The organism is Vibrio chagasii, from assembly GCF_024347355.1.
Classification (GTDB): Bacteria; Pseudomonadota; Gammaproteobacteria; order Enterobacterales; family Vibrionaceae; genus Vibrio; species Vibrio chagasii.
The window spans coordinates 1,468,445-1,491,630 of sequence record NZ_AP025466.1; the positions used below are offsets into that span (position 1 = coordinate 1,468,445).

Here is a 23,186-nt window from a genome sequence, read left to right on the forward strand (position 1 = left end):
CTTATGCCTCAGTCAGGTTACGGCTTTGTTTGTTGCGTTTAGCGACTGATTTCAGGATCAGCAAGCCAACAACAGCGATCAGAACGGTGTTACCCGCTGCAATAATAGACAGTTGAGTGAAGACTTTAGTAAACGGTTCTGCATAAAGGATGGTATCTAGGAATGCAGAGCAGCCGTAACCGACCACATTACCGGCAAGGGCAAGTACCACAAACAGCGCAAAATCTTTCATTGGCAATTCGCCTTGTTGAAGGCGGTTCTTGGTGAGCATCGGGAACAAACCGATGATCATGCCCACGATACCTGAGCCTAGTACCCAAGTTAACCAAACGCCCCAACCAGCGAATAGATCCGTTACCCAGTGGCCAATGAAGCCGACTAAGAAGCCTACAATTGGGCCGAACAAAACAGAAAACAGTGCTAACACCGCCATCGCTGGTTTTAATGTCGTATTAGCGAACACTGGGACACCAAACATAGGTAAACCACCAATGCCATACAGTGCTGCGCCAATGGCAATGACAACCACTGTTTTAGCTGAAAAGTTCATAGGTAACCTCAAATACTGAAAGATAAAAATAACAAAGAACGTATATTCGCCATTTCTAATAGGTATCTCATCGAGATCGTTTTTTAGGCAAATATGAAAAAGAAGGCGCGCATTATACAGTAGAACCCTTCCATAAGGGAAGGTAAGTGTCTAGATGTCTAAAATTCCATCCACATACGCCTATATGATGTAAAAAGCCGTGGGTTGTGGTTAATCAAGCAACAAAAAAGCCAGAGCAGGTCTGGCTTTTCATTCACATTAACAGTGTGTTAAGTCAGTTCTTGACCAACCTATACCTGGCTTAATGATCTAGGTATAGGTAGTTTTGCCAACTCTTCATGCGGATAAGTACTTTACGCATGATAGAGACGTGAGTGAAGCTATCTGAATAAACCGCAACTTCTACTGCTGTACCCATAGGTAAATGGAAATCAGACAGGTCATCAGTAATGCTTAATTTAACAAGCACACGGCCACTGGTACGCAATGCCTCAGTACCTAGTAGTTCACCTCTCGCTTGAAATTGGCTCTCACCGATGGCTGGAATCACTTCTTCGATTCGTCCTTTGAATACTCTGCCTGGTAATGCTCTGAACAGGAACTCTGCTTCGTAGCCTGGCTGTAAGCGCTGCAAGGAGTTTTGTCTAAAGGCTGCAGTGTAGAACTGGTCTTCTGTGTGGACAAAGGTCATCACAGGAGCGAGTGGAAGTGGTACCGCCATAACTCCCGGACGCAGCGCTAATTGTGTTACGTAACCATCTGTAGGTGCTCGAACGACAGTTTGCTCTAAGTTAAACTGAGCTTTACGCAATTCAGATAATAGACTTAACACCGCCGTGTTCTCACCACCGATCTCAGAATCTAAAGCAAATTTTGCTCTTTCTAAGGTTGCATCCGCCACTTTAACCGCTGCTTCTGATGCTTTGTAAGCTTGTCTACGAGTGTCCAATTGTTGTTCCGTAAAGGCGCCACTGTCGTAACCGCGCTTGTAACGAGAGAACTCACGCTGTGCTTTATCTCTTTCAGCAATGGCTTTGATTCTCGCAGCTTCTGCTTCAGCAACATCAGATTCCATTCCTAACGCACCTTGGCTCGCTTCTTTTACTTTTGCTTCTAATCTTGCGACCTCAGCCTCGAATGGAATAGGATCGATTTTAAAGAGGATATCACCCTTTTTAAGAGGTTTATTCGCCTTTACAGGTACTTCAATCACTTTACCTCTAACCCCTGAAACGATAGGAGTTGTTGAGTAAACTTGGTTACCAATCTGAGTGAAAGGGTGGTTATAGTTCATCAGTAAAATCAAAGTACCGATGATGATCACACCGCCAAGAACAGCAGTAGGGACAGTCCATTTATTGAGCGGAATGTTGAACACCTTAAAAATGGTGATACACAGTGCCGCATAGGTCATTATCAGCAGTAAATCCATTACTTAACCTCCTGATCTTGAGCTTCATTTTGGTCGTTGTTTTGCTTGCTTTGCTCTGGCTTTGCTTTCTTGAGCTGTGATATTTCTTCCTGAAGAGTGCTCACTTGGTCGATTAAGGTATCAACGCGGTGGTGAATATCGTGCTGTTCTTCTTCGAGTTTGGCAAAGCCCCACCCACGATCTTTGCGCCATAACGTCGCCCAGATCCAAAGAAACGGCCAAATAGTGTGTAGAGTGAAAAGGCTAACCCAGCCAGAGACATGAATAGCATCTTGATGAGGATGATTGCGTCCTTTAGCAATTTCATAGGGAATATCGTGAATGACGATGATGCCGTAGAAGATGACTAATGCTACGAAAATCAGTAGACCGAGCGCAAAGTAGTCTAAAAACATAACAGATCCTTGTGATGTTAGATATTAGTTTTAAATATAGTAGGCTACCATCCAAGTAATTGTTATCAAAATGATTTACCGAGTTATAAATAATGTGTTTTTGCTTCTAATGTGAGCGATGTCATTATTGGAACTTATAAAATCACTCTCTAATTTATTGAGTTATTTCTGTTATCTTGTTTGTCATACTGGTTCAATAGTGATCGTTGAAGTATGCGTGATGCACAAAACCACAAGGATGGATACAAATGTATATAGGTGAAATAGCGGCGATCGGTGCCGCTATCGTGTGGGCGTGTGCAACTTGGATTTATGGGCAATTTGGGCATCGTTTCTCAGCAATGCAGCTCAATATCATCAAGGGCTTGGTTGCTTCCGTAATGATGCTGCTTGTGATGCCGCTTATCCCAATGCCAGAGTTTGAACTGAGTGCTAATCACTTTTGGATATTGGTAATTTCAGGGATTATTGGAATCGCAATTGGTGACAGCGCTTACTTTGCTGCTTTGAAAAGAATTGGTGCTAATAAGACACTGCTGCTTGAGTCTTTAGCTCCGCCTCTTTCTGGCGTGCTGGCTTTGATGTTCTTAGGTGCTGCGTTGACACTTCAAAGTTGGCTCGGTGTCGTCATCACCACGTTAGCGGTGACCTTCGTAGTATTTCAGCCATCTAATTCGGTGAGTGATGATTCAACTAACCAAGCGCAATGGAGCGGCATTGGGTACGGGCTAGTAGCAAGTGTGTGCCAAGCTTCAGGTGTGGTCATTTCTCACTATGCTTTGGTTGCTGGTGATATCCCACCTTTGTTGGGGGCGTTGATTCGCCTGACAATCGGCGTGTTTGCGGTGATGATTATTATTCCTTTTGTTGAGAATAAACCTTACTCATCAATCAAAAGGGATTTGTGGGAGATGACGAAACTCGACAAACTATGGTTACTCAGCGCCATTTTTGTTGGGACGTTTCTCGCGCTTTGGTTGCAACAAATCGCTTTAAAAAATGCCAATCCCGCGATAGCTCAAACATTGATTGCGACCAGTCCGGTCTTTATTCTGGTGATCTATGCGTTGAAAGGGGAGAAGGTCTCAAAACAGAGTCTTATAGGCACGCTTGCCGCAGTAGGTGGAATATCTTTGTTCTTCTATCAATAACGTCTTTTCATGAATAGATAAAGCTCGAAGCAAGTTATTGTTTTGCTATTGGATAGTGCCGAGCTGAAGTGGTTCGGCACTACTTTAACTATTTCATTACTCGGTGCAGACTTGGTTTCGACCGTTTGCTTTTGCACGATATAAGGCTTTGTCTGCTCGATAGAAGGTACGCTGTGTATTCTCTCCCTCACGATGCATCGTGATACCAATACTGACTGTTAAGCCACGCTCACCGAGTATTTCATGCCAACCAAATTGGAAAATTCGTTCACGGTAATTCTCTGAGTGCATTTCTGCTTTTGCCATGTCGGTATTTTCGAGAATTACTAAGAACTCTTCCCCACCGAATCTGACACAGGAAGCGCCTCGGAACTTGAAGTATGACCTTAACTCTTGAGAAACACTTACAATTGCTTTATCGCCCACTAGGTGGCTCAGTTCATCATTGATCGACTTAAAGTGATCAATATCGACAACCATGAGTGCGAAAGAGGTGTCGTGTAACAGCATGTCTTTTAGCTTCACATCTAACCATCGGCGGTTGTTCAAACCAGTTAATGGGTCGGTGAAAACATCCTGTTGGAGCTGTGCCACAGCGTTTTTGTGCTGTTCGGTTGTCTCTTTTAGCTCTCGGTTTTCTTGTTCAGAGAGGATGAGTTTTAATTGCAGCTCGAATCTCGATAGGCGACGAAGCTGGCTGGCTCCTAGTTCACTGATTGGGATCTGTTTCATTAGATCCGTCTCAATTCGGTAGCCTTTTTTCTCGTAGCTTAGTGCTTCCTGAAAACGTCCTTGGTTCATGCACACGTCGCTTAGCGAATCATAGAACCGTTTAGCGAGTACTGGGGATGAGTAAACCTTCATGCGCTTGTCTGTACTCGACAAGATCATGCTGGCGTATTCTTGTTTACCAATTGCACTTAAACAATGAGCGAGCTCGAGACGTGTCATGGTTGCTAACCAACTTGCTTGCGTGTTGTTAGCAGAGTATTGAATCTTAGACAGGCAACGCAGTGCTTCGTGATACTTCTTATTTGCACGCAACACTTTTGCTTGGTATAGCAATATTTGAGCAGTCAGTAATTTGTTGCTGACCAGAATACTGAGCTCTTCACACTCATTGAGCAGGTCACTCGCTGCAGTAATCCTATTCAGTAGCACTAGGCTCGCCACCATATGAAGCTTGAACTTAAGACGAAGTGAGCGACTACTTATCGCATGGTCAATGCTGTTTATTTTCTGGTAATAGCGGAGAGCTCGGTTGTGGTCGCCATAAGCGTCACACAGGTTTCCCATACCTAGAATTGCCATGACGTATTCATCGATATAGCCATGTTCAACGGCGATGGATGATGAGCTAACGAACTCATTAAGTGCCGAAGTGTAATCCCCAACTTCTACCAAGCGATCACTTAGGCTAGTTTTTACGGTCAGAATATCTTCTATATCTGTTGGCAAATTTAATAGATTGAGTGCCAGTCTAAGTTCTTCGATACTGGTTTGGGTTTGCTGGAGTTCAGCGCGATATTCCGAACTAATGATATAGCAGTGCGCTTGCTCGGTTTTGGTTGTCGAAACATGCTGGCGAATATGATTCCAGAATATGATTGCTTCTTCACCTGAAACGGAAGAGGGGTCTAGACCGGCATCGGTGATTTTACTTAGTAGCGTTTCCATCAAACTCTTACCTCGGCATCGTCTTCTTCTAGTTGTTCCAGAGTGAATGGGAACGTCAAAATGTCATTGAGGCTGACGGTTGGTTTTGAACCTTTTAATCCTTTTCTATGCCATGGATAAATATCAAGCATGGTGCTTAGAGTTTGGAAGGTTCGCTCTGCGGCTTCGCCTTTTTCAGAGAGCATGAGCGCAACACGCTCAGAACTGAGCCTTGAAATGAAGTCATCTTGATTACATAAGGTGTGAGCGATTTCGGTACAGACATCTAAGTAATCGGGATCGACATGTTGAAAGATAATAATGCTGTGGTTTGAACGCTTAAGCTCTGTTTTGAACAGAACCAGCTGTTCCCACCAAAAGGTTTCAGACACGACATAAGAGAGATGCTTTTCAGGGTCATACTCGTGTTGGCCACGAATACGGTTGATGAGCTTTCTCGCTCTCTGTTCGAGCTGGCGTTTTGAACTGCGCGCTTTATCTAAACCCACGCGAGTGGTTTGTTCTCGAAGCATACCGATAGAATATTGACGGTACTTCTTAAAGGCGATCAAAGCGGCTTTAAAATCTTGGTTTTCTTCTGCGACCAACGATTGCTGATAACAGATTTGGCTGAGCAGCTCACCATTATCAAATTCGTTTGCTGACTCTTCCGCAAGCCTAAGTAACTCTGCAGCTTGCTCTGGTCTTTTTCTGAGTAACTCTAAGCGCGCACGGCTGATATAGGAGTGGGCTTTCATCCATACCAGATTGTGTTCAACCGCAAGTTTATGCGCTTTGGCTGTGGCACGCTCAGCGTCGTCTAAACGCTCAAGCCCAAGTAGTGCAAGGCCTCTGAAGTCCCACACCTCGGCATGCCAAGTGTTGTCTTTGTGTCCTTTTAACGCTTCTTCCGCACCATCTAATACCGACAGCATTTCAACATAGTTGTTGAGCAGGTAGTAATCCCACGCGAGAAGGATTCTTGCTTTGCCTTCAAGCCAACCAATACGGCTGTTGTTTGCCACTTTAACCGCGAGTTGGTGTGTTGAACGAGCCAGCTTATATTCGTGAGTTATTCGCCAGATGTTGCCCAGACCAATCAGGCATTCGATCTGTATTTCGACTTCATCGACCAATGCAGATTGCTCTAGCGCATTGATCCAGAACTGTTGTGCAGAATAGTATTTGGCTTGTCCCCAATATTGGAGCGCATGTAAGTGAAGGATTTCAGGAAGAAAAAGGTCGGTGTCTAATCGGGTCTGGCGCTTATAGGCTTCTTTGACGTACTTTAAACCTTTTTGGTAATCCATCAGGCTCCAGCAACATCTCGCCATTAACATAAGCGATTGGATCGCTCCTTCTTCAAACAGAACTTGTTCGGATCTGACGAGGCACTGCTGGGCAATTTCAAGGATCACCAGCGGTTCAGAGTCGACACGAGTTTTGAGTTGTTCTAGTTCTGTTTCAAGAAGGTACTGATTTTTGTCCAAGGCATAGATCCGTAATTATCGAACATATTGATAACACTATCATTATAAGAGTGTGATTTAGGATAAGCACTAATTATCTTTCTTAGAGCACTAAAGGAACACGTATCTTTTCCAATTATGGGTGTTACCTCATGTTGTTATCTAAAAATCAATGAGTTCCCTAATAATCATCTAGAGGTACGTTTCTATGAAAGTAGTTGCTTTAGGGTCAATGGCTGTTCCGCTACACCTAAGCGTTGCGCTGCCGTAAGCCCTTGCTTATCTTGGTAGCACAGATTGTGCCAAGCTCTAAATATGTCGAGTAATGGAAGAATGCCACCAGGACGAAGCTTACGTCTAGGCTCATTAATAAAGCTATCAAATAGCACCTGAAAACGCTCTTGATAAAACTTAGTTTGTTGAATTGAAGCAGTATTAAACCACTGTTTTGGCTCTGGATTGTTACCTGTTAGGTAGCAGATACCTTTCTGTTTATCACCTTGATTAGCAATAGCCCAACGGTCGCGCCACCAACTCATATGAACGATGTCGATCTTTTCAAAACTGTGATCGTCTTGCCATCCGGAATCTTCCTCGACGTACATAAGGTCAATATTTTGACTCTGTATGCGCGGCAAACAAACGCTTAGAGCGGCAGATCTAAGTAATGGATCTTGTGGCATATAGATCGCTACGTGCTTATTTTCATCGCACATGTCTAATACATGCAGGAAGTGAGCATAGGACGTATAAGGCGGTCGAATTAGCGCCCCTTTTGACGGGTAGCTAAATGCAGTGAGATTCCCCATTGGATCCTCAACGTTGCCTCGCGCCAAAATAACTTGGTATTGTTGCTCAATACGCTCTTTTAGCTTGTCAGAACGTTGCGGTAGCTCAAGGTTTGCCTCTGAAGAGTGCTCTTTGGATACAAAGCGTGCCACATCATCATACGGATTGTGGTCAACATTTCCTGAGGGCTCTTCATTTTGTGAGTAATTCACATGTTGGCAAAGGATGTACCCAGAGTGTGCTTCACCTGTCGCGATCCAAACCACACCGTTGTTGCTGTGAGGTTGTAAACGCTGATAGTGAGAGGCGAACTGATAATCTTTGGCATGGTTAACCCATCGAGCATCAATCATCGCGAGTTTGCGACGACAACGGCTAGCGATATGGTCAACATGATCATAGAAAGTTTTAGGGTTGATCTCTAATTTTCTGCAGATTTCACGTACAGAATATCCCATGAACAATAAGCCCATGAGGTTCTCTTGGAACTGGAGTTTTTTGTTGGAACCAGACCACTTGTCAACGAAGGTTGATTGGCAGTCTTTGCATCGATAACGCTGCCTGTCGCCACTGTAGCCGAAGGCATGGTAAAGATGTTTGTGAGTATGAACCGATAAGCCGAAGTTATCGCAATCATCATTACGACAGGCAGGGAGCCCATCGCTGTGAAGTTGTCTCAGGCGATGAAGTTCGCTTAACACTTCACGATTGTTAAGTAAGGGGGGGAAAGCTCCACATTCACGACAAACCATCGCTGGACGCTTAGGGTTAGCGTGTTGCAAAACATAACGTTTTGCATCGCTCAAGCCAAAGTTGTCACACGCCAATGTTTTACAAAAGTTGAGTTGCAAACCATCTGCATCTTTTGGCAGCTTGTCGTTAGACACGATCTCCCCCTCGGGATTATTTGAGCAGCCAAGCGAACTTGGCTGCGGGGTATTGCTTTTCAAAGTATCGTTAATCAATGATTAGATGTTGATAGCTGTCTCTAGAGCTACTTTCATCATGTCGTTGAACGATTTTTGACGCTCTTCTGAGCTTAGTTTTTCACCACGGATGATGTGGTCAGAAACTGTTAGGATTGTTAGTGCTTTCGCGCCTAGGTCTGCAGCAACGCCGTAGATACCTGCCGCTTCCATGTCTACACCTAGGATGCCTAGTTTTTCCATTTTCTCGAAGATGTCTGCTTCAGGTGTGTAGAATAGGTCAGCAGAGAATACGTTACCAACTTTCACTGGCACTTCTTGAGCGCGCGCTTGGTTTACAGCTTCTTCTAGAAGACCGAAATCAGCGATTGCTGCAAAGTCGTGGTCGTTAAAACGAATGCGGTTAACTTTAGAGTCTGTTGAAGCGCCCATACCGATAACAACGTCCATAAGTTTAACGTCGTCACGTACTGCACCACAGCTACCTACGCGAATTACGTTCTTTACACCGTACTCAGCGATCAGCTCGTGTGTGTAGATGCAAGCTGATGGGATACCCATACCGTGGCCCATCACAGAAACTTTCTTACCTTTGTAAGTGCCTGTGTAACCAAACATGTTGCGAACGTCACAAACTTGCTTAACGTCATCAAGGAATGTTTCAGCAATGTATTTTGCGCGAAGCGGGTCACCCGGCATCAGTACTGTTTCTGCGAAATCACCAGCTTGAGCGTTAATATGAGGTGTAGCCATGGTCGTTCTCCAAAGTTTAAACGGTAATTTTAGGAACAGAATTTAATCAATTACCGATTCTGTTGAATTGAATTCGTTTTGTTGAGGCAATATTAGCGAGTTAAAACGAGCCTCCATGAGACGTTAGTCACAAAATGGGTCTGCTATTATCGTTTTATTAATATTGATAACTAAATATGTTGAAAGCGTAAAGGCAATCGATTTTGTATCGATAAATTAAAGGTCAGATAAAGGAAACACTTAGACGAAAGCGCAATTGCATCTGGTGTTTGAGGCAACAATACATTGTAGAGACGTTTGATCAGCGATAATCTAAACTTTGATAAAGACGGCAAACCAAGGAATTGTATGTTGTATTGCCCTAACTCGACGCTTATGTACTCTATGAAAATATATATACGTAAGATCGCTTTGCTCGCACAGCGAACGACTAGGTTTACTGTGAAAGGGACTTTGATTGCTGCTGGGGTTGCGTCGTCGTGGGCCTCTGCGGCAACTTTTGAGCTTCCTCCGAAAGAGAGCCGTATTGTTGGCCGGATACAACAGCATGAAGTTGCTACTGGTGAAACGTTAGCCATCATTGCAAAGCAATACGATATCGGTTTTCTTTCTTTAATGGCGGCAAACAAAGGTGTTGATCCTTTTCTTCCTGCTGAAGGCTATGTACTGAGTATCCCTAGTCGTTTGATTCTGCCGGACACCCCAAGAAAGGGAATTGTGATTAACCTTGCCGAGTTAAGGCTGTATTACTTTGAGCCCGAGAAGAACCAGGTGCACGTATTCCCTGTCGGCATTGGTCGAGTAGGACGTGATACGCCAGAAATGATCACCAAGATAAGCCAAAAAAGACCCAACCCGACCTGGACACCACCGAAGTCAATCCGTCAAGAGTATCTAGAGAAAGGGATCGAATTACCTAGGGTGGTTCCTGCTGGACCAGAAAATCCTCTAGGTGAGTACGCGCTGCGACTTGCGTATGGAGCTGGGGATTACCTGATACACGGCACCAATAAGGACTTTGGGATTGGTCTGCGTGTGAGCTCTGGCTGTATTCGAATGGAACCTAAAGATATCGAGTGGCTTTTTGAGCAGGTGAGCCGCGGTGAGCAAGTGACGATCATTAATGAGCCGATCAAGATCTCGTTAGAACCAGATCGAAGTGTGTTTGTTGAAGCGCATGAGCCATTAACTCGCAGTGACGGTTCTAAGAAATCACTTCAAATTCCTGTTGAACTGAAGTGGTGGCTTGAAGATGCAGATTTGCCTAACTCAAAAGCCAAAGCGGTTATCTTTGCGCAAAATGGTGTACCTGTTGAAATTGCTCCTCCGGTGATTGAATTTTAACGCACTTCTTCTTATCTGAGGCAGTTTGCTCTACTAGATTCGCTAATTCCCCCAAAAAAACAAGAGCACCACATCTGTGAAGAGGTGGTGCTATCAATTTACTGCTTTTGCAACTTATTTAATCTACAGCTTAATCGCGTTTAAATATCAAACTACTTAGTGTAAGACTCAGCGATGTTGTCGATACGGTCGTTAGCACGATTCGCTTCTTCTTTTGCTGCCATAGCGGCTTCAGAAGCTTCTTGAGCTTTCATTTCTGCTGCTGCTTTATCACTCTTAAGTGCTTCAACTTCACTTGTAAGCTGAGCGACTTGGTTAGTTAGTTGATCCATTTCTGACACTGCAGCTTCTTCTGGCTCTGAAGAACAACCAGCTAGAATGAAAACTGAGGCTGCAGCTGCGATTAACGTCTTATTCATAAGAACTCCTTGCTTATTTACCATCAAAAAATGCGCTATACATTCTTTATCATATAGTCGCTTCATTAATGATTGTAGCGACTAATTTTTTAACTGCAAAAACAATAACTAAAGAAATTGCTAAATTTTTGAGGGAATTAGCTAAGCATCACGTTCTGTCTCACTTATGAGATGGCCGCTTTTGAAGGGCTTTTTCGTCGATTTAATGGGGCTACCCCTTTGCTAGCAACGCATACAATGTTCTAAACAACTTTGTTAGTAGGGATAAATTTTCTGTGATCTCTATCCTTATAAAGCATTTTCGCGGTATCATGTCACGTTAAAATAATTTTATTCAATACCATCATGACTGGAGAGTCCTTTGCACTTTAAAGATTTAGGCTTAGATAACCGCTTACTGAAGAACTTAAAACATTACGACTTTAAGAAAGCGACAGAGATCCAATCGAAAGCGATCCCTGTTGCTATTGCCGGTAAGGATCTATTGGCTTCATCAAAAACGGGTTCAGGCAAGACATTGGCGTTTGTTCTGCCAATGATTCACAAGGCATTAAAAACCAAAGCGTTTTCTGCTCGTGATCCTCGTGGTGTAATTTTGGCTCCTACTCGTGAGCTGGCTAAGCAAGTTTACGGTGAATTACGTAGCATGCTGGGTGGTTTGTCTTACGAAGCGGCGCTTATCCTAGGTGGCGAGAACTTTAACGACCAAGTGAAAGCACTGCGTAAGTATCCTCGTTTTATCGTTGCGACTCCAGGTCGTCTTGCTGACCACCTAGAGCACCGCTCGTTGTTCCTAGATGGTGTTGAAACGCTTATCCTTGATGAAGCAGACCGTATGCTTGATCTAGGCTTTGCTCCTGAACTTCGTCGCATTGCAAACGCTGCGAAGCACCGTCGTCGTCAAACGTTGATGTTCTCTGCAACACTTGATCACGCTGAAGTGAACGATATCGCGAATGAGATGTTAGACGCTCCTAAGCGTATTTCTGTTGGTGTTTCGAATGAGCAGCACCTTGATATCACACAGAAGTTCTACCTTTGTGACCACTTGGACCATAAAGAGGCGATTTTAGACCGCGTTCTGGAAGAGGCTGAGTACCGTCAGGTTATGATCTTCACGGCAACTCGTGCTGACACTGATCGTCTGACCGACAAGCTTAACGAGAAGAAGCTAAAAGCGGTTGCACTGAGTGGTAATCTAAACCAAACGCAACGTAATGCCATCATGAGCCAGTTTGAGCGCGCGGTTTACAAGATCTTGGTAACAACAGACGTTGCTTCACGTGGTATTGATATTCCAAACGTAAGCCACGTTATCAACTTTGATATGCCTAAACACACTGAAGAGTACGTTCACCGTGTTGGTCGTACCGGTCGTGCTGGTAATAAAGGTGATGCAATTTCTTTGGTGGGTCCAAAAGACTGGGACAGCTTCAAGCGTGTTGAGCTTTACCTGCAGCAAGACCTTAACTTCTCTGTTCTTGAAGGGTTAAAAGGCAAGTTCAAAGGCATAAAGCCTCGTAAGCCAGCCTTCAAGAAGGGCGGTCCAGCTAAGAAAGCGGGCAAACCTCAAGCGAAGAAGACAGCGAAGAAGCCAGTTAAACGCGATAAGAGTTTCCACCAAAATGTGGCTGTGGGTGATAGCGTGTTTATCCCTAAGAAAAAAGTTGCGCCAAAAGTGGACGACGAGTAATTTCTTGCGAGTCAAAGCGCCTCTGCTGATAAAATGAATACAAATAAAAACCGCCTATACAGGCGGTTTTTTTGTATCGATGTTTCTCTGCTTTTCCCTAGCCTAACTCAAACTTCGCTCACGACCCGCTTCGAAGAGCTGGGTATAACAGTATTTGAGTACATTGACTTCCGTCGACAACATTGAGTTTGCGATAAAATGTTGATCGCGTTATGGGGCGAATAGTGTCATCCCAGGCAAATTTTACTAGTCAAAGTTAAAGGTCGATAAATGAGTCATGAGAATATGCTCTGCGAGATATTTGTGTACTGCGGTCGTAGGATGAGTTACCCCCCAAAAGACATAATGGTCTGAACCATAGGCCGCACATTCATTGGTAAGGTTATGCTGGTAGAGATAATCGGCCGCAGAGTGACGTTGGATGTCTAAACAGGGTTCAGTTGCGTTTTGGAAACCATGTTGCTGCGGGTTTTCGGTAATGCTATTAAATAGAGTATAAGCATCGAATAGAACGATATTGAGTCCTCTTTGCTTGTAGTAGCTCACCTGTTCTTCGATAAAGAGATTAAACTCGATAATCTTACGTCTTACGAGCTCTGTTTCCGCGTCGCTCGTATACTTAAATTGTGGTGCCTTAGTTGCGTCTGGGAGTGTGAATAGCAAGATGTTTTGAGCGCCAGACCCTGTTAGCCGAATAAGAGCGCTACTAAAATCGGCTTTTACATCGACGACAGAGCGATCGTAATTCATAAAGTCGTTGAGTCCAAACTCTAAAGTAAACAGTGAGTTTTCTGGTTTGTAGTTTTTAGCTGCTTCCATGTATTTTAAGTATGACGTGACTTGATCATATACGCCTTTGAGAACGCCATACTGATTTGTGCCTGCTGCTCCACCAACTGCCCAGTTGTAAAGAGGTATATTTTTCTCTTTTGCCAAGTATTCAGTCCAGACCAAGCCGTTTGAGAAGTGACCTAAGAACCACGAGTTGGGATTTGGAAACACCCACTGCGAGCCGTTGAATAAGTTCCCAGTGTCAGAAAGGCTATCTCCAAATGTAATGATTCGATTAATTTGATTCTCTTGCCGTTCTTCGTCATTAGTCCATATCGAATGGTTGTAGGAGAAGCGACTGTCTGCTGCAAAATACGTGATATCTGCGGCATCATGCTGAAGGTCTAGGGTTTCATCACAACGTTGTTTAATTTCTGATTGCGGAGTTTCACTGAAGAACATGTTTTTGTAAGAGGAGGGTGACCACCAATATCCTTCAATGGTGTAATAATTGTCCTCTTTGTCTCTTGCCCATTTCCAATCCGTCGCGACCGAGTCATTTGATATGTCAGATCGGTACCAGCATCTTACGTATGTTTGTGTATCAAGCATCTGTTCTTGTGTTACTTCGTCGTGCATTGTTGAGTCTAAAGGCATTGATGTCTCTGTCTGAGCTGATGCAATTTGGGGCATCGTCAGCGCAAATACCAAGATCATTTTCTTCATTTTCGAGTACTCATTTAACAAGGGTTGTGTGTTTAATTACTTGATTGTTAATAATTAGAATCAATATCATTTTAAAATGTATCGAGCATTACTCGCTGTTGCGTCAATAACTCATATGAAGCACGTGTAATAAGTGTTACATAGATCCAACTTTCAACGAGTTTACGTTTATTCACTTTTCTTTGGACGCAAGCTCTTACCCGTATTTTTAGTGTTTGACTATTAATATTTGTGTCAACTAATGCTTATTAATCAGTTGCTTATTTTATATTTAGTTTGTTGTGACTTTCGTCGTTCAATGTTAATTGCAATTGTTTATTTCCAGTTCAACATCACAAATCTCGAGCCACTCTTTTTAGTTTTATAAAATTATCACCTACGTTTTTGATACTCATCAGAGGTCTAACTTGTTTAAGGAAAGAGCATTGAAAAAGATATTAATTTGGACAATCGCCTGCCTATCCAGCATGGGGGTTTATGCAGGAACGAGCGCATCGGCGTTGGAAGTCAGTGGATACACTGAAACCAAATATCCCATTGTGTTGGTGCACGGCTTATTTGGGTTCGATACGTTAGCAGGTGTGGATTACTTCTACGGAGTGCCTGAATCCTTAACCAAAGATGGCGCGAGCGTATATGTTGCACAGGTATCAGCGACGAATAGCTCAGAGGTTAGGGGAGAGCAGTTACTGGCTCAGGTCGAGACACTTTTAGCGGCAACAGGGGCAAATAAGGTTAACCTTGTCGGGCACAGTCATGGTGGCCCCACGGCGCGGTATGTGGCCTCAGTGAGACCAGACCTTGTCGCGTCGGTAACGAGTATTGGCGGCGTTCATAAAGGTTCAAAGGTAGCGGATTTAGTTCGTGGAACCGTACCTGAAGGGTCTGTCACCGAGGGAATTGCGGTTAAGTTGGCGGGGGGGTTGACGACACTCATCAATCTATTGTCTGGTGGTTCAGACCTTGAACAAGATGGCTTGGCATCACTAGAAGCGTTGACGACAGAAGGTTCTCTTGCTTTCAATCAATTTTATCCTGAAGGGGTTCCAACCTCTGCATGTGGTGATGGTGAGTGGCAAGCCAGTAACGGCGTTTATTACTACTCATGGACAGGGTCTTCCACTTTTACCAATCTTTTGGACCCGACCGATGCGGCGATGACAGTGCTAGGTTTAGCGTTTAACGAACCAAATGATGGGCTTGTTGGAGCTTGTAGTGCTCACCTAGGTAAAGTGATTGGGGATGATTACAAAATGAATCATCTGGATGAGATTAACGGTTTGCTGGGCATCCATCATTTGTTTGAGACTGACCCGGTAACATTGTATCGCCAGCACGCGAACCGATTGAAGTTGGCAGGCTTGTAGCTTGTCCTAATGATTCGTTAACACGATAAGGAAAATATAATGAATAAGGCCGCCATTTTTTCGATAACCACGATAGCCCTGATGAGTGCAGCGGCGGTCTTTATTTTATATCCAGTGGAAGAGGGCTTGAACCCAAGCGGTGACGAACGACAAAGTATCTCCTCGTTGAAAGTTAGTTCTCAACAAGATACTGATATTGATAGTGCATCGGCCAAAGACACTATGGATTACTTCGTCTCTGGACAAACAGAGCTTACCCTTGAAGATATTCGTAGTAACGTTGCACAGCATCATGCTCAATCACAAGGTGCAATAGTCGACGAGGCCTTGTTTGCCAAGTACCTTGATTACAAATCGGCATTGACGTCATTGGATGTTCAGTTCGACCCCTACTCGCTCTCTGTCGATGATTTGCAACGCTTAAACCTAGCCTTACTCGATCTTCAGGCTCAGTTTTTCAGCCCGAGCGAGATAAGTATTTTATTTACTCACGATAACCAAATGAGGGAAATTGCCCTAGAAAAGCTTCGATTGAAGCAAGAAGGGTTGAATGAGTTGGAGTACCAACAACGGTTAGACTCTTTAATCTCTGAGCAAGCAGACTACGTCCAAACGAGCCACAAGAATCAGGTGTTGCTTCAACAATTATCCAACTCTGAAGGGCTTGATCAGCAAGAGAAATACTTGAAGCGAAATGAACTGGTGGATGAAGATGCCGCGCAAAGGCTTGAAGAGCTCGACCAACAACGAGCGGATTTTGAAGGTGCTTTAGAAATCTACTTAGCGGAACGAAAAGATATTTTAGACGACACTGGGCTATCACAGGCCGAACGACAAGAGACAATTGCGGAGCTCAGAGTTGCCCACTTTCCTTCAAAGCAGATCAGAAGAGTCGAAGCGATAGAACGAATTTGGGATGCAGAGCTTGAGTAGCGAGGGGGATAAGGGCATGTTTTGGGCTACTGTGTGGAATTCTTCATCGAATTGACTCAAATTTTAGTCAGCAAGTAAACGTTGCCTTATTGTGTGAAAGGTAATATATCCGATCAATATCGATACTATTGACTGACTTTAACCCTAAAACTTAGTACAAGTGCTGCATGAATTTGCACGAGTAAACCGGCACAAATCGATTTATTTATTGTGATTAAAGTCATATAAATATGTAAATGATAATTGATCTCATTATCGTTTGGGTGCAGTATACGCGAAATTTATCAAATTAGCGTATGGATTTATTGCATTTATGAAAGCGTTTGTGCTGTTAGCTTTTGTCTTTTTGACGGGGAAGGTCAGTGCTACTGATCACTATTCTTGGTTACGAGATGATTCTCGTAGTGCAAGTAAGGTACTCGACTACCTTGCGGAACAGAATAATAAAACACAGCAATATCAAGACAGCATTCAACCTATAAGCGAGTCTTTAGAAAAAAAATGGCAAGAAAATCGTCCAGATCGAGCTGAAAAACCATGGCAGGAAATCAATGGTTATGAATATGCGATCTTAGAGCATAACGGGAAAAAAGCCTTACTTTCTCGAGAGGTTGGGCATACGGTTACAACGGAATTACTAAACCTTGATGAACGTTCTACTGCACACGACTATTATCAGTTAGCGGCTTGGGAGCTCGATTCTACCAAAACAAAACTAGCGATCGCCGAAGATATAACAGGGTCTGAGCAATACCAAGTAAGCGTGGTTGATCTTCGGACGAAGAGAGTTACGCCAATCGCTCAAAATGTGGATAACTCATTAGGCTGGTCACGTGATGGTCAATCTCTGTTTCTGATCGAACTCGAATCTAAAACGTCGAGACCTTATGCGCTTGTTCAATATTCTCTAGATCAATCATCTCCTATTGTTGTTCTTAGAGAATTAGACTCTTCTTGGTTGCTCTCGTATTACCAGACCAGCGACTCGCAATTTGCTGTTGTTCAGGTCAATAGTGAGAACTCAAGTGAGCAACGATTGTTAGACCTTGGCTCTGGTGAACTGACCGCACCTCTGTTACCTCGTGAACCAGGCATTGAATATTACGTTGATGTTTCTGGCTCTCGTGTATTCATCAACAGCAACCATGAACGCAGTCAATTTGCATTTTACTCTGTACCGCTGAACCAAGCTTCACAAGTAGAACAATGGAATACCCTCTTTGAGCCGGCTGATGAATCCAGAGTCAACAACTTCTATTTGTTTGAATCTGGTCCTGTGCTTATTAGCCAGAGTGGGGCAACTCAGTCTTTACACTTCTTTGATAGCAACAACCAATATCGTTTAAGCCAGCCATTAACCGAGGCGGGGCAGGTTGCTTGGGTGAGCCAAGTTGGCGACTACGCGAGTAATAAACTGCACATTAGAAGTATGTCTCTTACCCAACCGGCTAAGTGGGAGCGTTTGAGTACGAAAACTCTGAAACGAACGTTGTTCTCACAAGATCATTACTCCCACTATCACAAGTCTGAGTATCAAACTGAACAAATTACAGTTAACTCTGATGGAAAGATGATCCCTGTGACTCTTGCTTATCGAAAAGACAAGCTTACTAAAAAGACACCTGTGTTTTTGTACGGATATGGGGCCTATGGGATGACGATGAAGCCCTACTTTATGCCACAAATCATTAGCTTACTTGATGAAGGTGTAATTTATGCGATTGCACATGTTCGTGGTGGAGGCTTTTATGGTGATTCTTGGTATCAAGCTGGAAAAGGCATCAATAAAGAAAATGGTATTGCTGATTTCATTGCTACAGCACGGGCATTAAGAACGTATTACCAAGGTACACGATCCATCTACGCGATGGGCGGAAGTGCAGGAGGAACACTCGTTGCTGCCGCTTTGAATCAAGCCCCTGACTTGTTCGATGGCGCGGTGCTTAAAGTGCCGTTTGTCGATATTGTGAATAGCATGTCCGATTCTTCACTACCCCTAACAGCCCAACAATACGGAGAGTGGGGGAACCCTAACATCAAAGATGAATTGAAGGTGATGAAGCAATACGACCCGTACTTGAATCTCCGTAAGCAAGCTTACCCACCCATATTGATACAGATTGGCTTAAATGACCGTCGTGTTCCTTATTGGGAAGGCGCTAAATATTACGCGAAGTTAAATGAGTTAACGACAGGGCATGGGCCTTATCTATTGTCGACAAGCTTTACCCAAGGACATTCGACAGATAGGAGAAAGTCCTTATCTCAACAGGCGTTTGAATACGCATTCCTTTTATCACTTACCTTGAAAGACATTAAAGCGGAGCAGTAAATGAAGCTTTCCCCCCTATCAGCGGCAGTACTGAGTGTACTTGCTGCCAACCTCGTGCACGCCGAATCTGAGGTTTATCACTTTGAAGAAGTAGTCGTCACTGCCAATAAGATCGAGCAACCACTATCTGAAGTTGCAGGTTCAGTTGCTGTAATCACCGGTAAGGACTTGGAACAAAAAGGTGCAACTGAGCTTTACGACGCTATAAAGAGTGAACCCGGTGTTAGTGTTACAGGGGGCGCAGGCCGACCTCAAAACATTACGATTCGCGGCATGACAGGTAACCGCATCTTGATTGTGAAAGATGGAATCAAGTCTGCTGATGGCTTTGGTGCTAATGACATCAATGACAAGATAGGACGTAACTCGTTCGATATGTCTAACTTAGAAAGTATTGAGGTTATAAAAGGGGCGAGTTCATCTGTATATGGCTCTGGCGCGATTGGTGGTGTTGTCGTGGTGAAATCCAAACAGCCTGGAGACTACCTAGTTGATAAAGATTTCTATAGCGATGTATCGGCGACTTATGCGGGGATCAGTAACAAATATAAAGGTGCAACAAATTTAGCTTTTCGTGCAGGAAAATTTGAAAGTTTGCTTAATCTTTCTTACTGGGAAGGTGAAGAAACACGTAACTTCGATGAAGACCTATACCAAAGAGATGTCGATGGGGTCGGCGGTGGTTACACTCTTAATTACTGGTCTACAGATGCATTAATGTTGAAAGGTAACGTAGAGTACTACAAAGAAAATTTAAGCCGAAAAGAGGGCTCTTCTAAGATTCAAAAAGACGGCAAGTGGGACACGGAAGACTTTGATCAGCAAGGCTATACCGAGGCATTTTCTGCTTATGTGGGCTTGGAGTATCTTCCAACTAATACTTGGTTTGAGGAACTAGATACCAAGATTTATTGGCGTGACATGACAAACGAAGATACCACCAACCGGTTGATGTCTCGAACCAATAATAACGTTTCTGAATTACGCAGAACGATTGATTTTCGTGGTTTCACCGATCAGCTTCTTGGTGCTAGCGCCGACTTCATTAGTGCGTTTCAACATAAAAACATGAGCCATACACTGTCTTATGGCATGAGTATGGAAACAAATCTTCATGAGCGTCCAAGCCAATCTTCTGTTTTAGATTGGAATGGGTTGTCGCTCAATGCTGACGTTCCTTTTGCACCAGCACGTTCGTACAACTTTGCTGCATTTGTTCGTGATGCGATAGAAATTGATCATTGGACAGTGACGGCGGGCGCCCGTTTTGATGTGAACCAGATGAAACCCGAATCTCAAAACTCGATCAGTGGTTACGAGTTGAAAGAGCAAACCTCGAGCGAGTTATCTCCGAGTTTGTCTGTGAGCTATCAGCTAACGGAATCATTGAATACTTACCTTTCTTATAATCACGGCTTTAGAGCGCCCGGTTACGACAAAATCTATGGCTACCAGAATCATGATTTCGTTCCAATTACTCCGTTTGTGATTGTGCCAAATATGGATCTTGAGGCGGAAGCAAGTGATTCGTTTGAACTAGGCAGCAAGTTTGATAATGGACAGACACAGCTATACACCGCTGTCTTTTATCAGAAGTTCGATAATTTTATCGACGTCAAACAAATTACTTTTACTCCAGATCCAAACACAGGCAACTACTACAAGCAGTACCAAAATGTAAGTGGAGTCGAGACATATGGCATTGAGGCTTCAATTGCCCATCGTTTGAATGATGTGTGGAGTGTTAGTACCAAAGTCGGTTTTGTTGATGGGGAAGATGATGAAGGCGAAAAAGTTCGCACATTAACACCTTGGGAAGGTAATGCTGAAATCACTTACGACGATAATGCCTTCTCTGCTTATGCGCAGGTTAATTGGGCACAGGCGATGGATGAGGTACCTCAATGTGAAGATGACTTAGGGATGGTGACTGACTGCGCGACTACCTCTGGCTGGGCGAGTGTCGACTTGGGGGTTAGCTATGCTTGGAACTTTGGCTTAGATGTCAGCGCCAATGTGGTGAACCTATTCGACAAAGAATACATTCGATATCAAGACGTAGCGGGTATAGCAGATAGCAATAAAATTTATTCTACAGAGCCTGGTCGTTACTTCACCGTTAATGCCAAGTATGAGTTTTAAGGGGGACATATGAAAAAGAGTTCTCTTTACCTTGCGTTGTGTTTCGTTTCAGCAATAAGCAACGCTGCTGAGTGGGATTACCCAATTAATGATGCTGTTGTTACAACGCAACAGGAAGCGAAAGCTTATTTAGAACAAGCTTACCCAGATGTTGGTGTACTTAGATTTCGCTATGAAACGCACTCTAAATTGGGGAATCACTACAACTTCGATGTGTTGATTGGAGGAGAGTATCAACAACAGAAAACCGTCGTGTTATCGACCAATCTTGATGACCAGGTTTCACGAGTATTTAGAAGTCTGGAAAATACTGTGCTGCTCAACGGAGCACCAACAACGGCTGCTGAATTGGAAGTCCCTCGCCTGTTAGAGGCTGAGAGAGCACCTAGCTTGAGCAGTGGACAGGTTGTTTCAACGCAGGTGAATGTCTTTAGCCCTGATCTAAGAACCATGGACCGTGCTGCGCCACCAGAGAGGTTGTTAACCGATGTCAATCAGTATCCAAACGCCCCACATTACGTGCAAGCTGATGTGGATGTTTTGGACCATGGTGATGGTATCTATCTTACGAACTCTCGCGTATCGCAGGTCGATGCAACGGCTTTGTATTCTATTGACCCTGATTCAGGTGCTGCAATTAACCGTGACACATCAAATTTTCTTAGCGCAGAAGGCATAACAAAGTTTGCTGACTTGAATGAGTTACAAAGCATAGATTGGCAAGATACGCGCTTTCCACAGCTGATGGCTTTTGCTCATTTAGACCAGTCTTTACGCTACATCAGTAACTTGGGTTTTGATCTATTTGATGCGCCTTTAGAGTTTGATGGCAGAGGCTTATCTGCTGACAACTCGACCTATTACTATGGTCCTAAAGCGACGTTATTTGGCATTGGTGGTGGCTCTCCTGATGCTCTCGATGGTGATGTAATCCTGCACGAACTTGGGCATGGCATTCACTACCACATAGTAAAAGATTGGGCTTATGGCCATACAGGTGCAATTGGTGAAGGGTTTGGAGATTACTGGGCTGGGAGCTTTAGTTTTCGTAGTCAATATCAAGATGCACAAACGCGAGGTCAAGAATTCGAAATTGATACCGTCTTCAATTGGGATGGTTATTTTGGTGTAAGAAACACCACTCGCAGTTTATGGAACCAAAGAGCACGCTACTTTAGGCAAGCTGAGTACCGTCCTCATGAAAGTGTCGCTGGTGAGTTGGGTGATGAACTATGGTCAACACCACTCTTCCAGGCTTTAAAAGCGTCTGTTGAGCAGTATGGTGAAGTGGCATTTGAAGAGTTTGACTCAATTGTCTTGGAGTCGATGTATGGGGTAGGTCGAGGGCTGAAAATGCATGATTTGGCTGAGAGCACCTTGTTTGTCGCTCAGCAAATGTATCCAAACCGGGACTATGCCGAAATACTAAAGCACAAATTTGACGTACATGGGCTAGCGATTGAGCCATTTGAGGTCGAGGTAGCGAACCGCTATGTTGATCCAAGTAAGCCATTAGCAATTGAGCTTTATCCAACGCTCAGAACCGCTCAAGTTGATGGTCAAATCAATATATCCAAGTTGAAACAACCGTTCGTTAGCGATCCTGTTAACCAGTTATCTATTGAAGCTGCACTTCCTTCGGGAGAAGTTTGTGGTTCAGCAGTGACAATGAATACGAGCATTGACTATCGATACAGTGACACGCTGAAATCAAAAAATTGGCAGCAAGAATCGACATTGATTTATGGCTTGCCTGTTTTGGCATCTGATATCAAAGAAGTAAGTAGCTATCTTCCTGATAGTCGGCTTAGCTCTACAAACCAGCCTATTGTCGGTTTTAAAACGTTCAACTTCAGCCTTAATGGAACTGCCGAATTGGCTGATGACAGCTTTGGTCTGTATTTAAATATCGATCACCCGCGTTTGAGTGACCTGGTCGTGACTTTAATTTCCCCAAGGGGGACTCGGGTGGACCTACTGAACCATAAATCCACTCGATTTGCTGGCTTCGACGGTTATTTCACACTTAAACATGACCCTGTTCTTGATCCTTTCAAGGGAGAGCCAATTAACGGCTCTTGGCGTTTGGAAATCGCCGATTACGTGAATGGTGAAACAGGACATTTAAATAAGTGGGGCTTGGGCACTATTTCGAAATACGAATGTGGCGAGGCTGCGACTTCACCTAAAGAACCGCCGGTTGCCACTGGTTCTTCGGGCGGTTCCGTTTCACCGGTATTGATTCTATTTATGTCTTTGCTCTCATTGGGCAGGTCATTTGCTACGCGTTACTTGTCTTCGACGACAAGGCTCTTTAAAAACAAAACAAGAAGATAAC

At 43.8% G+C, this 23,186-nt stretch carries 17 protein-coding genes; 8 read left to right on the plus strand and 9 right to left on the minus strand.

Annotated features, from left to right (window positions below):
- Position 1: 1 nt before the first annotated feature.
- From OCV52_RS22310 to OCV52_RS22320, 3 genes are all read right to left on the minus strand, one after another.
- Complete coding sequence (locus OCV52_RS22310) at positions 2-550, minus strand: ECF-type riboflavin transporter substrate-binding protein (protein WP_004737739.1); 549 nt, start codon at positions 548-550, stop codon at positions 2-4.
- 301 nt (positions 551-851) lie between these two features.
- Positions 852-1,982: an HlyD family secretion protein gene (locus tag OCV52_RS22315; protein WP_137406214.1), complete on the minus strand. Its 1,131-nt coding sequence runs from the start codon at positions 1,980-1,982 to the stop codon at positions 852-854.
- Positions 1,982-2,377: a DUF3302 domain-containing protein gene (locus tag OCV52_RS22320; protein WP_137406215.1), complete on the minus strand. Its 396-nt coding sequence runs from the start codon at positions 2,375-2,377 to the stop codon at positions 1,982-1,984. The genes OCV52_RS22315 and OCV52_RS22320 overlap by 1 nt, the downstream gene beginning before the upstream one ends.
- Before the next feature lie 248 nt (positions 2,378-2,625).
- Here OCV52_RS22320 and OCV52_RS22325 point away from each other — a divergent pair, with 248 nt between their 5' ends.
- The gene (locus OCV52_RS22325) at positions 2,626-3,528 is read left to right on the plus strand and encodes a DMT family transporter (protein WP_137406216.1); all 903 of its coding nucleotides are present in this window, start codon (positions 2,626-2,628) and stop codon (positions 3,526-3,528) included.
- 96 nt (positions 3,529-3,624) lie between these two features.
- Here OCV52_RS22325 and OCV52_RS22330 read toward each other — a convergent pair whose 3' ends face one another.
- The 4 genes from OCV52_RS22330 to deoD all read right to left on the minus strand — a co-directional run bounded on the left by OCV52_RS22330 (position 3,625) and on the right by deoD (position 9,121).
- Positions 3,625-5,205 carry a GGDEF domain-containing protein gene (locus OCV52_RS22330; RefSeq protein ID WP_137406217.1) on the minus strand — a complete coding sequence of 527 codons (1,581 nt, stop codon included), beginning with the start codon at positions 5,203-5,205 and terminating at the stop codon, positions 3,625-3,627.
- Positions 5,205-6,674, minus strand: coding sequence for a hypothetical protein (locus tag OCV52_RS22335; protein WP_137406218.1), 1,470 nt, complete (start codon positions 6,672-6,674; stop codon positions 5,205-5,207). The genes OCV52_RS22330 and OCV52_RS22335 overlap by 1 nt, the downstream gene beginning before the upstream one ends.
- Before the next feature lie 185 nt (positions 6,675-6,859).
- Positions 6,860-8,329 (minus strand): IS1 family transposase, encoded by a 1,470-nt coding sequence (locus tag OCV52_RS22340; RefSeq protein WP_137406219.1) that lies wholly within the window; start codon positions 8,327-8,329, stop codon positions 6,860-6,862.
- 81 nt (positions 8,330-8,410) lie between these two features.
- Complete coding sequence (deoD, locus tag OCV52_RS22345; protein WP_004737732.1) at positions 8,411-9,121, minus strand: purine-nucleoside phosphorylase; 711 nt, start codon at positions 9,119-9,121, stop codon at positions 8,411-8,413.
- Positions 9,122-9,469: 348 nt separating this feature from the next.
- On the opposite strand from deoD, the gene OCV52_RS22350 reads away from it, so the two are divergent.
- Positions 9,470-10,465, plus strand: a complete 996-nt coding sequence (locus OCV52_RS22350; protein ID WP_137406220.1) for a L,D-transpeptidase family protein — start codon at positions 9,470-9,472, stop codon at positions 10,463-10,465.
- A gap of 152 nt (positions 10,466-10,617) precedes the next feature.
- On the opposite strand, the gene OCV52_RS22355 is transcribed toward OCV52_RS22350, so the two are convergent.
- A complete protein-coding gene (locus OCV52_RS22355; RefSeq protein ID WP_137406221.1) occupies positions 10,618-10,884 on the minus strand; it encodes an Lpp/OprI family alanine-zipper lipoprotein in 267 nt (88 codons plus the stop codon).
- 361 nt (positions 10,885-11,245) lie between these two features.
- Here OCV52_RS22355 and OCV52_RS22360 point away from each other — a divergent pair, with 361 nt between their 5' ends.
- A complete protein-coding gene (locus tag OCV52_RS22360) occupies positions 11,246-12,577 on the plus strand; it encodes a DEAD/DEAH box helicase (protein ID WP_061032142.1) in 1,332 nt (443 codons plus the stop codon).
- A 246-nt stretch (positions 12,578-12,823) separates the two neighbouring features.
- Here OCV52_RS22360 and OCV52_RS22365 read toward each other — a convergent pair whose 3' ends face one another.
- Entirely contained in the window at positions 12,824-14,074 is a 1,251-nt protein-coding gene (locus tag OCV52_RS22365; RefSeq protein WP_137406222.1) for an SGNH/GDSL hydrolase family protein, read from the minus strand.
- A 425-nt stretch (positions 14,075-14,499) separates the two neighbouring features.
- On the opposite strand from OCV52_RS22365, the gene OCV52_RS22370 reads away from it, so the two are divergent.
- From OCV52_RS22370 to OCV52_RS22390, 5 genes are all read left to right on the plus strand, one after another.
- Positions 14,500-15,441: an esterase/lipase family protein gene (locus OCV52_RS22370; protein ID WP_137406223.1), complete on the plus strand. Its 942-nt coding sequence runs from the start codon at positions 14,500-14,502 to the stop codon at positions 15,439-15,441.
- A 39-nt stretch (positions 15,442-15,480) separates the two neighbouring features.
- Entirely contained in the window at positions 15,481-16,374 is an 894-nt protein-coding gene (locus OCV52_RS22375; RefSeq protein WP_137406224.1) for a lipase secretion chaperone, read from the plus strand.
- Positions 16,375-16,687: 313 nt separating this feature from the next.
- Positions 16,688-18,706 carry a prolyl oligopeptidase family serine peptidase gene (locus tag OCV52_RS22380; protein WP_137406225.1) on the plus strand — a complete coding sequence of 673 codons (2,019 nt, stop codon included), beginning with the start codon at positions 16,688-16,690 and terminating at the stop codon, positions 18,704-18,706.
- Complete coding sequence (locus OCV52_RS22385; protein ID WP_137406226.1) at positions 18,707-20,848, plus strand: TonB-dependent hemoglobin/transferrin/lactoferrin family receptor; 2,142 nt, start codon at positions 18,707-18,709, stop codon at positions 20,846-20,848.
- A gap of 9 nt (positions 20,849-20,857) precedes the next feature.
- On the plus strand, positions 20,858-23,185 hold the full coding sequence (locus OCV52_RS22390) for a proprotein convertase P-domain-containing protein (RefSeq protein WP_137406227.1): 2,328 nt from the start codon (positions 20,858-20,860) through the stop codon (positions 23,183-23,185).
- Position 23,186: the final 1 nt, after the last annotated feature.

What these genes read in the sequence shown, in the direction of transcription:
- OCV52_RS22355 (WP_137406221.1), bottom strand. Translation starts at nt 10,884, where the DNA reads ATGAATAAGACGTTAATCGCAGCTGCAGCCTCAGTTTTCATTCTAGCT.
- OCV52_RS22350 (WP_137406220.1), top strand. Translation starts at nt 9,470, where the DNA reads ATGTTGTATTGCCCTAACTCGACGCTTATGTACTCTATGAAAATATAT.
- OCV52_RS22380 (WP_137406225.1), top strand. Translation starts at nt 16,688, where the DNA reads ATGAAAGCGTTTGTGCTGTTAGCTTTTGTCTTTTTGACGGGGAAGGTC.
- OCV52_RS22315 (WP_137406214.1), bottom strand. Translation starts at nt 1,982, where the DNA reads ATGGATTTACTGCTGATAATGACCTATGCGGCACTGTGTATCACCATT.
- OCV52_RS22385 (WP_137406226.1), top strand. Translation starts at nt 18,707, where the DNA reads ATGAAGCTTTCCCCCCTATCAGCGGCAGTACTGAGTGTACTTGCTGCC.
- OCV52_RS22320 (WP_137406215.1), bottom strand. Translation starts at nt 2,377, where the DNA reads ATGTTTTTAGACTACTTTGCGCTCGGTCTACTGATTTTCGTAGCATTA.
- OCV52_RS22365 (WP_137406222.1), bottom strand. Translation starts at nt 14,074, where the DNA reads ATGAAGAAAATGATCTTGGTATTTGCGCTGACGATGCCCCAAATTGCA.
- OCV52_RS22310 (WP_004737739.1), bottom strand. Translation starts at nt 550, where the DNA reads ATGAACTTTTCAGCTAAAACAGTGGTTGTCATTGCCATTGGCGCAGCA.
- deoD (WP_004737732.1), bottom strand. Translation starts at nt 9,121, where the DNA reads ATGGCTACACCTCATATTAACGCTCAAGCTGGTGATTTCGCAGAAACA.
- OCV52_RS22330 (WP_137406217.1), bottom strand. Translation starts at nt 5,205, where the DNA reads ATGGAAACGCTACTAAGTAAAATCACCGATGCCGGTCTAGACCCCTCT.
- OCV52_RS22375 (WP_137406224.1), top strand. Translation starts at nt 15,481, where the DNA reads ATGAATAAGGCCGCCATTTTTTCGATAACCACGATAGCCCTGATGAGT.
- OCV52_RS22325 (WP_137406216.1), top strand. Translation starts at nt 2,626, where the DNA reads ATGTATATAGGTGAAATAGCGGCGATCGGTGCCGCTATCGTGTGGGCG.
- OCV52_RS22390 (WP_137406227.1), top strand. Translation starts at nt 20,858, where the DNA reads ATGAAAAAGAGTTCTCTTTACCTTGCGTTGTGTTTCGTTTCAGCAATA.